The sequence below is a fragment of the Hydrotalea sandarakina genome (assembly GCF_003254115.1).
Classification (GTDB): Bacteria; Bacteroidota; Bacteroidia; order Chitinophagales; family Chitinophagaceae; genus Hydrotalea; species Hydrotalea sandarakina.
In genome coordinates this window covers 266266-279882 of the sequence record NZ_QKZV01000004.1, presented here as the reverse complement: position 1 = coordinate 279882, position 13617 = coordinate 266266, and the positions used below count along the sequence as shown (strand labels likewise).

Here is a 13617-nt window from a genome sequence, read left to right as displayed (position 1 = left end):
TGATAAATTTAGTTATAAAGACCTACTTTTCGCACCAACGTTTAAAAAAGAAAATAAAATAAATACCGGCCAATTACTTGTATTATTTTTTTCTGTTAAGTAATTTGGTGAAAAAATTTTTGCGGTTAGCGGATTTTGAAGATTTTGTTTCGCTATCATCGCCCAGTAAATAGCCCCAGGGTTCAAGGCTTTCCACAGAGTCGAATATAATTTTTAAAATAGCAAGTATAGGCAATGCCAAAAACATGCCCGGAATACCCCAAAGCAAACTGCCAACAACAACTCCTAAAATAGTTGCCAAAGCATTTATTTTTACTTTAGAGCCCACAACTTTAGGCAATAAAAAATTACTATCTATTAAATGTACTGCAATCATAACAATAGCTACACCCAGTACGGCTGACGGAGTATTGTTGGTGTAAGTAACCAACATGCCAAATAACGTGGCAGTATATATGCCCAAATAAGGAATTAAATTTAAGATGGCTGCAACTACTGCCAGCAAAATAGCATATTGAACGCCAACAATCAATAAGCCTATGTAATTTAAAATGGCAACGATTAACAACTCAATTAATAAACCAAAAATATAATCTTTAATCATTAACCGAATACGGTGCAAAACATTAATAACGGTTAACGCATGGGTATTGCCGAAGCTTTTTACAAAGAAACCAATTATAATATGCCGATACAATAAAAACAAAAATGTATAAATGGGAATGAGCACCAAATACACCAGAACATTCGATAAGGTTGAAACAGTGCTGCCTACTATGGCCGATGTGCTGCTCATAGATTGAGCAGTAATGGAATCAATAAACTTTTTTAAATGTTGGTCGCTGATGTGAAAGCGCTGTTGAGCCCAGTTTTCCAAATCGGTTACAGCAATATACAACTGCTGAGCAACCTTGGGCACATCACTGCGAAAACTAATGATTTGAGATGAGATGAAATAAAACACAAATAGTACTACTAAAATAGCCAGCAATACGGCAATAAGTGCACTAATACCTCGCGATATGCCCCATTTCTCAAAAATATCGGCTACACTAATCAGTAACAAAGTAAACAATGCTGCAAATGCCAATGGAATAAAAAACGATTGTGCATAATACAGCAAAAGAATAATGAGGCAAATACTGATTAATGCATAAGCCAGTTTTTGTAAAAATGTAAGTGATGTTTTCAATAGGAAAAATTTGTTGATGAACGTAAAAATAATAAACAAAGCCAACTATAGCAGTTTAAGCATTACCTTTCTGCATAAAATTACAAATTCAACCACTTCGTTTAACTTGTATTCAAATTCAATACATACCATGAAAAGAATATTTGTTTTAATAGCTTTATTGGGCATTACAGGGCTACAAAGCTTGTTGGCGCAAGCACAAAAGTTTTACTATTTAACTTCTGATAGCAGTCAATTTGTACTTACCGATACCGGTGCAAAATATTTGGCAGCATTGCCCTTGCGTTGTATTCAGCAGGAATATCCCAACAAAGTAAATCATGTTGCCATTAGCGACAGTAGTCAGTTATTAACGCCTAAACAATTGCATCCGGCATTTTACGGTTGTTTCGATTGGCACAGCACAGTGCATGGGCATTGGATGCTGGTGGCATTATTAAAAAAATTTCCGCATTTGCCCGAAGCAGCAATGATTCGTAAAAAATTAAATGAAAACATTACTCCCGAAAATATTGCTCGTGAAGCGGCATACTTTAATACACCACTGAACAGTAGTTTTGAACGAACTTATGGATGGGCTTGGTTATTGCAGTTGCAAAAAGAATTATTAGGGTGGAATAATCCTGATGCTATTCAGTGGAGAAAAACACTTGAGCCATTGTGTGATACAGTGGTAAACCTTTGGATGCGTTTTTTGCCCAAACAAACTTATCCTAACAGAACCGGCGTGCATCCCAATACTGCATTTGGAATGGTATTGGCATTAGATTATGCCCGTGCAGCACATAATACCGTATTTGAACAAGCACTTATTCATGCAGCTAAAAAGTTATTTTTAAACGACAAAAAAATACCGGCATTATGGGAGCCCGATGGCACCGACTTTTTATCGCCTTCGTTAGAAGAAGCCGATTTAATGCGCCGTGTTTTAAATAAAACACAGTTTTTACAATGGTTCAATCAATTTTATACTCCGGCCGGTTTACAACATTTAACCGTACTGCCGGTAGTATCGGACAGGAATGATTTAACCATTGTGCATTTAGACGGTTTGGCATTAAGCCGAAGCTGGTGTATGCAAGGCATAGCCAAATTATTGCCCAACAACGATCCTCGCAAAAAAATGTTGCAACGCTCGGCAATAGCACATATGAATGCCAGTTTACCCCATATTGCATCGGGCAGTTATGGCGGCGAACATTGGTTGGCAAGTTTTGCAGTGTATGCTTTATTACAATAAAGTAGCTTCGGAACTGATAGCCATGTTTAATGCTTTTGAAACCGGACAGTTGGTTTCTGCATCTTTAACGGCTGCATCAAATTGTTCTTTAGAAATACCCGGCACTTTACCTTTTACGGTTAAATGTGATTGAGAAATTACGCCGTTATCTAATGTAATGGCACATTGTGTTTCCAAGGTTTCGGGTGTAAAGCCCATGGCGCCTAAAACAAAGCTAAGCTTCATGGTAAAACAACCGGCATGCGCAGCAGCAATTAATTCTTCCGGATTGGTACCCACACCATTTTCAAAACGTGAGTGGTAAGAATACTGATGTTGATTTAATACTGTGCTTTGAGTGGTTAGATGGCCATTGCCTTCTTTACCGGAGCCATTCCAAACGGCAGTTGCTGTTCTAATCATATTTGTAAATTTTTGAGTAAGCAAGTTACTAAATGTATTACCATCTATCTTTGATGCCATTAATAATTCCTTATTTCGTGAATGTATCGGAAATCTGGCACCAACTTATTCAGGGTATTCAGGAAACTTCTTTATTAGAATTTATTGGCACCATTTGTGGTATTGCCAGCGTTTTCTTCTCCCGAAGGGAAAATATTTTGGTGTATCCGGTGGGCATGATTAGCACCAGTATTTATATTTATTTATATGTGGTGCATGGTTTGTATGCCGATGCTTCGGTTAATTTTTATTACACGGTAATGAGTATTATCGGCTGGATAATGTGGAGCAGAAAGAAAAATCATGAAGTGGTATTGCATATTAGCTATAATACAAAATCGCAACAATGGTTAAGTGTTGGTTTTTTTGCAGTATGCTGGGTAATTCTTTACTTAGTATTGCACCATTTTACCGATAGTACCGTACCACAAGCCGATGCCTTTACTTCAGCTGCAGCCTTTACCGGAATGTATTTAATGAACAAAAAGAAAGTAGAAAACTGGTGGTGGTGGATATTAACTAATATTGCCTCAATACCGCTTAATTTTTATAAAGGCTTGGTATTTACCAGTTTCCAGTATTTGGTTTTATTAATTTTAGCTATAATGGGTTTAATTAGCTGGATGAAAAAAGCCAAACAATCTCATGCTTAAATGAATTGAAATTATGTTGCCTTATTGCTCATTTATTGCTAAACAAGATAATAACACCAACGGATATACGTTACATAAGCATTATCATGATAACCTGTATGGGTTTCCGATTTCTGACGATAATGAATTGTTTGCAAGGTTAGTGTTAGAAATTAACCAGGCCGGTTTAAGTTGGACAACCATTTTGAAGAAAGAAGCGGCATTTAGAAAAGCCTATCATAATTTTGATATTCAAAAGGTTGCTGCTTATCAACAAAAAGATGTTGACAGATTATTGAATGATGCCGGCATTATTCGTAATCGCTTAAAAATTAATGCAGCCATTCATAACGCAAATGTTATTATGCAATTACAAAATCAACACGGCTCATTTAAAAATTGGCTTGATATGCACCATCCACAAACAAAACAAGCTTGGGTGTTGTTATTTAAAAAGCATTTTAAATTTACCGGTGGCGAAATTGTGAATGAGTTTTTAATGAGCATTGGTTATTTGCCCGGCGCACACGATAAAGATTGTAACATATTTAATAAAGTACTGAAAACAAAACCGGCTTGGAGTATACAAACATTAAAAAAATAGTGGTTTTAGGTCCTGAAAGCACAGGTAAAACCACCCTGTGTAAAAACTTAGCGCAACATTTTAATACCTTATGGGTACCGGAATATGCCAGAGAGTATTTAGAAACAAAGGGACCAAAATATAATTATGATGATTTGGAAAAAATTGCTGCCGGCCAATTGGCACTTGAAGATAAGACTGCACAGGAAGTTGAAAATTTAAATCCGAAACCTTGTTGTTTATTCATTGATACAGATATGTATGTAATGAAAGTGTGGAGTGAATATGTATTTGGAAAATGCAGTCAATTTATTTTGGAAAATATTGTAGCAAGAAAGTATGACTTATACTTGTTGTGCAATATTGATGTGGAATGGGTTAAAGATGCATTAAGAGAATATCCCGATGAAACGCCCAGAAAAGAGTTAATGGCTATTTATACCGATGTATTGGCTAATCAAACTACGCCTTGGCAATTGATATCGGGCAATTATGACCAACGTACTGCCATTGCCATTAAAGCGGTAGAGGCGCTGTTCAAAAAATAAACTTACACAAGCGACTAACCGTTAGCGGTTATTGCCGATAATTTTCTGAATATCTTCATCATCTTCTATATTACGCATTTGTTGTAAAATTTGCGGGTAACGCCAGGCAACACGTCCGCTTATGGGTACTACGGTAAACTTTTTGGGATTTGGTAGGCAGGCAATGATCATGGCAGCCTCGGCACGTGATAAATTTTTTGCCGGTTTATGGAAATATTGCTGAGCTGCCGCTTCAATACCAAAAATGCCGGGCCCCATTTCAATGGTATTTAAATACACATCTAAAATGCGTTGCTTACCCCAAATTTTTTCAATTAAGAAAGTAAAATAAAATTCAAGCCCTTTGCGCAGGTATTTTGTGAAGCCACTACCCTGCCATAAAAAAACATTTTTAGCTGTTTGTTGCGATATGGTACTGGCGGCACCACCTAAAGGAATACGGCTTTTTTTGTTTTTCTTGGGATGCAGGCTTTTTTGAATGGCATCCCAATCAAATCCGTTATGATCAGGGAATGATTGGTCTTCACTGGCTATCGCAGCTAACTTAGCATTGTACGAAATATTATTCCATGAAACATAATCTCGCTTTAACCCATAGCTGAATGCGTTGCTAATTTGGGTAAGGGTTATGGGTGGCATTATCCATTTACAAACAATAACATACAATAAGGAAGAAAGAAAAAGAAACAGCACCACTCGTTTGGTCCATTTCCAGCATTTTGAAAAAAATTTGTTTGCAGCCATGTTGGCAATATACTATTTTGCCGGTGGCAGATGAATATATTCCAGCGTAAATTTTTTTCCTATTTTATAACCCGGTGGTTGTTTGTTTTTAAAAGGCTGAAGATAGTTGGTAATGAAATTTAATGCTACTGCTGAACCAAATTGAGCTAAATAAATAGCGGGCACGGTTAAGTTAAACTGATTGACAATAGCAATACCGCCAATAATTACCGCTGCTTTAAATATTAAGTTGCCCACATCAGCGCCGGTCATTCTTTTTGCCGGAATAATGGCAATATCTTTTACGGCAATGGTAACAAAACCCATAAAAATACTATCAATTGTGCTACCAAAAGCGGTGGGTTTTAAACCCATATATCCTAAATGAATAATAATGCTGTCATCGCGGCAAAAAAACACAAACCCCGAATAGGTGTTTTTGTCTTTGGTATAAACGGTAATGGGTTTGCCATTAAAAAAACGATCGATGGTATAACCATTTTTCTTTAACAGTACAAAGTCGTTTTGGGCCAATAACGGTAATGTATTGATGCAAAGCAGCAGCAGTAAGATATATTTCATTAAAGGAAAGTTACGTTAGGTATAATTGTTATACAACTAAAATTAGGTTAAAAGCGGCTGCTAAACTCTAAAGTGCCCCAAATTAAGGCAATGCCAAAACCAATGAGTATTAATCCCGAAATTTTGTTAATGCGATGTATGTTTTGAGGTGTAAGTTTTTGTCTGAGTTTCCCTGCTAATAGCACTTTGGCAATATCGGTGCATAAAACAAAAAGCAAGCAGGTACTAAACATAACAATACGATAACTGCGTGAAAAATCAACTACTGAAGTGGCAATTACCAACCAAAAGCCAATAACTCCCGGATTTAGTGTATTCATAAAATAGCCCGAGAAAAAGGTTTTAATGTAATCGCCTGTACTCATAGCAAGAACTTGACTGCCGTCTTCATTAATTTTTACTTTTTTAAAAAAGAAAACAAATATGCCAATGCCGATTAATAAAATACTGCCGCCAATGCCTATTTCCTTTTTAAAATCGAGTAAGTAGCGAAATAATTCGGTAAACAACTGACTAAATAAAACCAAAGTGATATCGCTGGCACTAACGCCGGCAACAAAGGTGAAACCACCTTTATGGCCATTATTGATACTTTGTTTAATAATGGAAAATATAACAGGGCCAACCGAAATGGCAAGCATTACCCCCAAAGCCAATCCTTTTAAAAATGGTGCTATCATAGCCTAAAAACAGGCTACTAAGATAAATGTTATTTGCTGTGGGCAGGCTGTTGGTGCAAATATTCCTCCCAATCTTTTAACATATTACCTTTTAATACCCTTGGAAATTTGTGTTGACCACCCAGTTTTCCTTTTAGTTGCATAAAGTCAAGGAATTGTTGTTCACTCAACACATCAACAAACACTTCTTTTAAAGCGCTTTTGCGTTCAACGGCATAGTCGTCGTTTAAAATTTTCAGGTTTTCGTCAATATGTTGTTTTAACAATTGGGGGTCAATTTGTTCATCGCATGCAATGTACCAATGGTGTGCAAAGAAGTTGTTGTAAGGAATACCGGCAACGGTAAATTCCGGAATGCAAATATTCAGTTGTTCACTGGTTAGTTGAATGGCTTTGTTCATGTTATCAACACTTAAGTGCTCACCAACTAAACTTAAAAAATGTTTGGTGCGACCGGTAATAATAATTTCACAACGGCTTTTATCAACAAACTTTATGGTGTCGCCAATTAAATACCGCCAGGTGCCTGCATTGGTACTAATGAGCAGGGCATATTCCTTCCCTTCTTCCACCTCATGCACCATAAAGGTTTCCGGGTTTTCAACCATATCGCCATTGCTATCAAAGTTGCTATCATTAAATGGAACAAACTCAAGAAATATGTGTTCATTGGTTACCAACCGCATTCCCTTTGCGTTTTGTCGGTCTTGGTATGCAATAAATCCTTCGCTTGCCAAATAAGTTTCAATGTAAGTAATTGGTTTACCCAGTAATTTTTCAAATCCTTTTTTATAGGGTTCAAAACTTACGCCGCCATGCACAAAAAATGCCAAATTGGGCCACATTTCGTGTATGTTATTCAGGTTATATTTTTTTATAACCATTTCCATACACATTTGAATCCATGCCGGAACACCTACCACAAAACCAATATCCCATTCCGGTGCTTTTTCAACTATTTCTTCTAATTTTTTATTCCAATCGCGTTCTTTGGCAATTTTTTTACCCGGTTTATAAAAGGGTTGAAACCATAAAGGCATTTTTTTGGTGGTTATACCACTTAAGTCGCCGGCATAGTAACCCAGGTTTTTTTGTAAGTCTGTACTTCCACCCAAGGTTAACCATCCTTTGCTAATAGAGCTGTAGGGAATATTTTCGTAATTACGCAGGGTTAGTAATTGTTTAATCATTACCATTTTATTGCCTGCCAATAAATCGTTGGTAATGGGAATGTATTTACTGGCAGCCTCTGAGGTTCCGGATGAAAGTGCATAGTATTTAATTTTACCGGGCCAGCATACATCAGGTACCCCATCTAAAGTTTTGTGCCACCATTGCTTGTAAATAGAACTATAATTAAAAGTGGGCACATTCATTTTAAATTTTTTGGCCGGGTTTTTACACAATAAAATTTCATCGAAACGATAATATTGGCCAAATTCAGTAAATCGTGCTTTACGCAATAATTTTTTTAATACGCGAATTTGTTGGCGTTCGGGATTATTGGCGGGCAATCGTAAAGCTTTTGCAACAGATTTTGGCAAGTGTATTTCAATGATAGCCATTGATGAGCGTATTTTAAATTCAATCAATTAAAAAGTTACATAAACCGATGTAATTGGTGCATTCTATGCTGTAAGTTAAGCATTTTTAAAAAGTGCATTCAGGTGTTGATACATAAAGATAATATCATTTGGCCATTCATAGTGCAGGGCATACCATTCATCTTGTTTTTGTATAAGGGTTGGCGGCAAAGTTAGGGGTTGGCTACTATTATTGCCAATAGTATTTAAAATGCCGGGCAACAAATTGGGTAAATTAGGATTATTGCCGGCATAACCAATCCATGTCTTTTTCCCTTGCAAAACCAAAAAAGCATTAGTAAGAAGCTTTTGTCCTTGCTTTCGCCATATTATTATTTCAAACATTGCCAACCAAAACAGAGCAAATATTACATCTAATAAACGTTTCATTCTTTTTTGTTCCGCACGGCAAATGGCATATATAGGTAAAGCGGATACTACATTTCCTTTTTGCCATTTGTTGCTGCTGCTAATAATAGATTGAGTGGTGCTATTAAAAAATCGGTAAACGTATTTGTTTTTATTTAATTGCATTTGCTCAATAATCCACTCAAGGGAAATTTCTTCATCCCAGCAAAAAATTAAGGGCAGCCTTAATCGTAATGATGCAATGGTTTTGCTGTTTTTTAAAAAATCTTCGGCATTCATTTCTTGAAAAGCATCTATAACGTCATTAGCTTGAGGCAATAAATTTTTCAAAGCAATTTGTGCCTCTTGATTGCCAATAACAATAGAGCTGCTATCAATTAATGACATGTTATTTTGATAAGGCTTAAAAATTGTTCTTAACAATACAATGCCAAATAAAGCCAAAACCCCGGAAAGTATTACTACGCCGCGCGAAAATCGAATGCTTTCCGCTAATAATGCATAAAAAGCCAATAATATAATGAGTGCCAATAAACCTGAAATAATGGTTTGTGAAAGTTTATATTTCCCATCATAAAGTCCGCCCATCCACAAAACAAAAATAAAAATACCGGCATACACCATGGGGGCAGGTGTAACAAAATAAGTGTTAAAGGGTAGGCCGTTATGTGCCATATATTTCCAACCCAATATTGCAAAAACATTGGCAGCTATTACCACTACTGCATCAATCAACATTAAATAATGCTTTTGAACCGGCTTTAAAAGCGATGAGGTTACAGCGGCAAAAAAAATGGCGAATTGCAATATAACACGCATTAAAAAGGCTTTTGTTCCTTTGTAATGTTTTTGCACAAAAATGCGCATGGCACCATAAAATTGTTGTACATGTTGCAAATGCGCTGTTGGCTTACTTTCTCCTTTAAAATGAATAAGGCAACATGTGCCCAAGTAATAATTGTTATAACCTGCTTGTTCAATTCGATAGCTTAAGTCAATATCTTCCCCATACATAAAAAATGCTTCATCAAAACCCTGAATAGACTTAAAAACTTTTTGTGGAACCAGCATGCATGCACCACTTAGTACAGAAACGGTATGGATGTCATTTTCATGTAACTGTCCTAAGGCATATTGATTGAAATAAGCAGAACGTGGAAATAATGCGGCTAAACCACAAAGCTTAAAAAAGGCAGCTAATGGAGTTGGGAAGCTACGTTTGCTTTCTGGCAGAAAATTACCGGCGCCATCTATCATTTTTACACCAATAGCTCCACAGTTGGCACATTTATTTGCAAAATTTAGCAAGCTGATAAAAAATGAAGGAGGCACCAATGTATCCGGATTCAAAAAAATAAAATATTCACCTTTTGCTAAAGCTGCTGCCCGATTACAGGCTTTTGAAAATCCTTCATTGGTTGTGTTGCACATCCATTGCACGTTAGGAAATAATGGCTGCAATGCTGAAACGGTTTCATCGGTAGAGGCATTATCAACCACTATAATTTCAGAAGGTATGGTTTTCAGCGCATTTTGTACCGATAGCAGGCATTGTGCCAAAAAATGTTGTACATTATAACTAACTATAATAACAGAAAGCTGCATAGTACCCAATGCCAAAAATGATTTTAAGTTGTAAAAATAGGGTTTCAATACATATTGGCAGAATATAACATAAAAATGTAGGCTGGGAAAACTATCTTTGTTGCATGTTAAAAGAAACATTAATACAGGCAACAGAAGCAGGCGCCAATATTATGAAATCTTATTTCGATCAGCATTTTTCCATTGCATTCAAAAGCGAGGGAATGAATAATTTGGTAACGGAAGTAGATACGAAAAGCGAAGCTGCAATTATTGAAGTAATTAAAAACGCATTTCCTCATCATGCCATTTTAAGCGAAGAAGTTGGTGAATTGAAACAAGATTCAGAATATAAATGGATTATTGATCCAATTGACGGTACCATTAATTACGCCAACGGCATTCCTATTTGTTGTGTGAGTATTGCTGTTGAGAAAAATGGGGAAATGGTTTTGGGAGCAGTACTGAATCCGTTTATGAATGAGTTTTTTTTAGCCGAGAAAGGAAAGGGGGCTACGTTAAATGGAAAAACCATTGGTGTAAGTAATAAAGATGTTTTATTGAATAGCTGCTTGGTAACCGGATTTCCTTATAGTTATATTGATGCACCCAACGGTCCGCTAGTGGTGTTTGATAAATTGATACGCAAGGGTGTTCCCGTTAGAAGATTGGGAAGTGCAGCCATTGATTTATGTTGGGTGGCAGCAGGAAGGTTTGATGGGTTTTATGAACATAAATTAAATGCCTGGGATAGTGCTGCCGGTTTTTTAATGGTACAGGAAGCCGGCGGTAAGGTTACTGATTTTGAAGGAAATGCATACAGCCCATACCAACCACACATTATAGCTACCAATGGAATTATACACAACAGTTTGTTACAGGTTGTAAATGGCGGTACACTTTAAATGAATAGAGTATGGAAAACAGAACTGAAATTGCAACACTTGGAGAATTTGGTTTAATAGAACATTTAACCAAAAATTTTGAAATACAAAATGCATCAACTATTGTTAGTGTGGGTGATGATGCTGCTGTAATTGACCATTTTGGAAAACAAACTGTAATTACGACCGATTTATTGTTAGAAGGAGTACATTTCGATTTAATGTACACCCCACTAAAACACTTGGGCTATAAAAGTATTATTGTTAACTTAAGTGATGTTTATGCCATGAATGCACAACCCACGCATGTTACAGTGAGCATTGGCATCAGCAACAGATTTAGTGTAGAAGCACTAACCGAATTGTATGAAGGTATTTATGCTGCCTGCGAAAAGTATGGCGTTGATTTAATTGGTGGTGATACTTCTACCTCAAAAAAAGGCATGGTTATTTCAGTAACGGCCATTGGAGAAGTTGCACCGGATAAGTTTGTAAAAAGAAGTACTGCCCGAAAAGGCGATTTAATTTGTGTAACAGGCGATCTTGGTGGTGCATTTTTAGGCCTTACTTTAATGGAACGCGAAAAAAGAATTTTTTTAGAAAACCCTAATATACAGCCCAACTTAGAGGGTGAAGATTATATTGTTGGTCGTTTATTAAAACCTGAAGCTCGCCGAGATATCATAGCATTTTTTGAACAAAACAATATTATGCCTACAGCTATGATGGATATTAGTGATGGCTTAAGCAGCGAGGTACTGCATTTGTGCAAACAAAGCAATCTTGGTTGTCGGTTGTATGAAGATAAATTACCGATTCATGAAAGGTCGAGAGCAGCTGCTTTTAAATTTGGACTTGACCCTACTGTTTGTGCTTTAAATGGTGGAGAAGATTACGAATTGGTATTTACTTTAAAGCAAGAAGATTATGATGCCATAACTTTAAATGAAGAAATTGCAGTAGTAGGCTATATGACCGATGTAGAAGAAGGAAAAAAAATGATTAGCCGCGGCGGCAATTTATATGATATTACAGCTCAGGGATGGAATGCATTTCAGGGATAATATAAATATGGCTAAAAAAAAACAGGCTCGTAGGCTTATTGCATCAATGCTTTGTTTAATAAGCCTACTGCAAGGCTGTGCCGTTAGCAAATATGCACCTGAACAAAAAATTCCACCAAAACAGTTACAAAACGATGTAGCTGTTCTACAAAAAACTTTACAACAAAATCATCCCGGATTATATTGGTATGCCACAAAGGCAAGCATTGATAGTGCGTTTAAGGCCCTGGAAGAGTCTGCAAAAGATTCACTTACGGAATTAAGTTTTCATAATAACATTGCGCGAATGTTGGCTACTATTGAATGTGGACATACCGCTGTTCGCTTTTCAAAGCAATATGTTAAATATTTAATTGAAAGCCGATACCCCATGTTTCCCTTGTATTTGTACAATTGGGAAAATCATTTGTATGTATTAAAAAACATGCATTCAAAAGATACCAATTTAATACGGGGATTGGAAGTGTCAGCTATCAACCATATTTCAGCACAACAAATTATTGACTCATTGTATCAATACATTAGTGCAGATGCCAATAACCATTGGTTTAAAGCGCAAGTAATCAGCAATAATTTTCCTGCTTGGTATAAAATGATTTTTGGGTTAGATACAATGTATCAAATTCAATACATTGATACATTGGGCATTCAGCGCGAAACGAGCATCAAAAACTATTCTCCAAAAGAAGATACTGTACATCAACAAGCTAAAATTATTCGTAGTAGCAAGGCCTATCCGTTACCATCCAAGAAAATAAGCGCTTTAGAACAAAAACGTTCTTTACGAATTGACTCTTTACATCGATTTGCATATATGCATGTAAGTAGTTTTAGTGGCGGAAGGTTACGAGGTTTTTTTAGAAGATCATTCAGGGAACTGCATAAAATGAAAATTCCCAATTTAATTATTGATGTTAGAGGCAATGGCGGTGGGAATGTCAACAAATCTGTTTTGTTAACCAAATATTTAATTCAGCAACCCTTTAAAGTAGCCGATACTGCAGCATCTGTACATAGAACCATGTGGGATAAATCGCATATCGTTCCTTGGTGGTTATATTGGTTTCCCATGCAATTTGGTTCTTTTAAAGGAAGCGATGGTTGGTTTCATAGCAGACGTATAGAAAATCATGTGTACCAACCTAAAACCAAACATCATTATAACGGAAAGGTATTGTTGTTGCAAGATGGTTATACCTTTTCCGCAGCGGCTATGTTTACCGGTGCTTTAAAGGGTCAATCTAATATTCAGATTATTGGCACGCCATCCGGCGGTGCTTATTATGGTAATAATGCCATGTTTTTACCACATATTAAATTGCCCAATAGTTTAATGCGTGTTACTTTGCCCATGTACAGAGTGGTATTGAATAATAACCGACCTAAAAATGGAAAAGGTGTTTTACCCGATATAGCAGTAATACCTTTACAGCATCAGCATCTTACATTTCCGCCCAATGCTTTACAATTGGCTGTGCAACAAATTTTACAAAACAAATAATGAAAACTTTA

The 13617-nt window shown here is 36.4% G+C and carries 14 protein-coding genes; 7 read left to right on the top strand and 7 right to left on the bottom strand.

Annotated elements, in window-relative coordinates; all coding sequences use genetic code 11:
* Nucleotides 1-82: 82 nt before the first annotated feature.
* Nucleotides 83-1192 carry an AI-2E family transporter gene (locus tag LX80_RS08205; RefSeq protein ID WP_170120409.1) on the bottom strand — a complete coding sequence of 370 codons (1110 nt, stop codon included), beginning with the start codon at nucleotides 1190-1192 and terminating at the stop codon, nucleotides 83-85.
* A 130-nt stretch (nucleotides 1193-1322) separates the two neighbouring features.
* Between LX80_RS08205 and LX80_RS08200 the strand changes: the two genes are divergently transcribed.
* The gene (locus tag LX80_RS08200) at nucleotides 1323-2432 is read left to right on the top strand and encodes a DUF2891 domain-containing protein (RefSeq protein WP_111295194.1); all 1110 of its coding nucleotides are present in this window, start codon (nucleotides 1323-1325) and stop codon (nucleotides 2430-2432) included.
* Here LX80_RS08200 and LX80_RS08195 read toward each other — a convergent pair.
* On the bottom strand, nucleotides 2424-2834 hold the full coding sequence (locus tag LX80_RS08195; RefSeq protein ID WP_111295192.1) for an OsmC family protein: 411 nt from the start codon (nucleotides 2832-2834) through the stop codon (nucleotides 2424-2426). The genes LX80_RS08200 and LX80_RS08195 overlap by 9 nt on opposite strands.
* A gap of 77 nt (nucleotides 2835-2911) precedes the next feature.
* Between LX80_RS08195 and pnuC the strand changes: the two genes are divergently transcribed.
* From pnuC to LX80_RS08180, 3 genes are read left to right on the top strand one after another with little or no spacing between them, the layout of a single operon-like run.
* The gene (gene pnuC / locus LX80_RS08190) at nucleotides 2912-3526 is read left to right on the top strand and encodes a nicotinamide riboside transporter PnuC (protein WP_111295190.1); all 615 of its coding nucleotides are present in this window, start codon (nucleotides 2912-2914) and stop codon (nucleotides 3524-3526) included.
* Between the two features lie 13 nt (nucleotides 3527-3539).
* Nucleotides 3540-4109 (top strand): DNA-3-methyladenine glycosylase I, encoded by a 570-nt coding sequence (locus LX80_RS08185; protein ID WP_111295096.1) that lies wholly within the window; start codon nucleotides 3540-3542, stop codon nucleotides 4107-4109.
* Entirely contained in the window at nucleotides 4082-4636 is a 555-nt protein-coding gene (locus LX80_RS08180) for an AAA family ATPase (protein ID WP_245898019.1), read from the top strand. Before LX80_RS08185 ends, LX80_RS08180 begins: the two co-directional genes overlap by 28 nt.
* 21 nt (nucleotides 4637-4657) lie before the next feature.
* Here LX80_RS08180 and mtgA read toward each other — a convergent pair whose 3' ends face one another.
* The 5 genes from mtgA to LX80_RS08155 all read right to left on the bottom strand — a co-directional run bounded on the left by mtgA (nucleotide 4658) and on the right by LX80_RS08155 (nucleotide 10178).
* Nucleotides 4658-5380, bottom strand: a complete 723-nt coding sequence (gene mtgA, locus LX80_RS08175; RefSeq protein WP_111295094.1) for a monofunctional biosynthetic peptidoglycan transglycosylase — start codon at nucleotides 5378-5380, stop codon at nucleotides 4658-4660.
* Nucleotides 5381-5392: 12 nt separating this feature from the next.
* Complete coding sequence (locus LX80_RS08170; RefSeq protein ID WP_146250430.1) at nucleotides 5393-5941, bottom strand: hypothetical protein; 549 nt, start codon at nucleotides 5939-5941, stop codon at nucleotides 5393-5395.
* Between the two features lie 47 nt (nucleotides 5942-5988).
* Nucleotides 5989-6621 carry a LysE family translocator gene (locus tag LX80_RS08165; protein ID WP_111295090.1) on the bottom strand — a complete coding sequence of 211 codons (633 nt, stop codon included), beginning with the start codon at nucleotides 6619-6621 and terminating at the stop codon, nucleotides 5989-5991.
* A 29-nt stretch (nucleotides 6622-6650) separates the two neighbouring features.
* Nucleotides 6651-8186, bottom strand: coding sequence for a GH3 family domain-containing protein (locus LX80_RS08160; RefSeq protein ID WP_111295088.1), 1536 nt, complete (start codon nucleotides 8184-8186; stop codon nucleotides 6651-6653).
* A 75-nt stretch (nucleotides 8187-8261) separates the two neighbouring features.
* Entirely contained in the window at nucleotides 8262-10178 is a 1917-nt protein-coding gene (locus LX80_RS08155) for a glycosyltransferase family 2 protein (protein WP_170120408.1), read from the bottom strand.
* Between the two features lie 104 nt (nucleotides 10179-10282).
* On the opposite strand from LX80_RS08155, the gene LX80_RS08150 reads away from it, so the two are divergent.
* Genes LX80_RS08150 through LX80_RS08140 form a run of 3 tightly spaced genes read left to right on the top strand, consistent with a single transcriptional unit; the run spans nucleotide 10283 to nucleotide 13606 of the window.
* Complete coding sequence (locus LX80_RS08150) at nucleotides 10283-11062, top strand: inositol monophosphatase family protein (RefSeq protein WP_111295084.1); 780 nt, start codon at nucleotides 10283-10285, stop codon at nucleotides 11060-11062.
* Nucleotides 11063-11073: 11 nt separating this feature from the next.
* A complete protein-coding gene (gene thiL / locus LX80_RS08145; protein WP_111295082.1) occupies nucleotides 11074-12105 on the top strand; it encodes a thiamine-phosphate kinase in 1032 nt (343 codons plus the stop codon).
* A 7-nt stretch (nucleotides 12106-12112) separates the two neighbouring features.
* Complete coding sequence (locus tag LX80_RS08140; protein ID WP_170120407.1) at nucleotides 12113-13606, top strand: S41 family peptidase; 1494 nt, start codon at nucleotides 12113-12115, stop codon at nucleotides 13604-13606.
* Nucleotides 13607-13617: the final 11 nt, after the last annotated feature.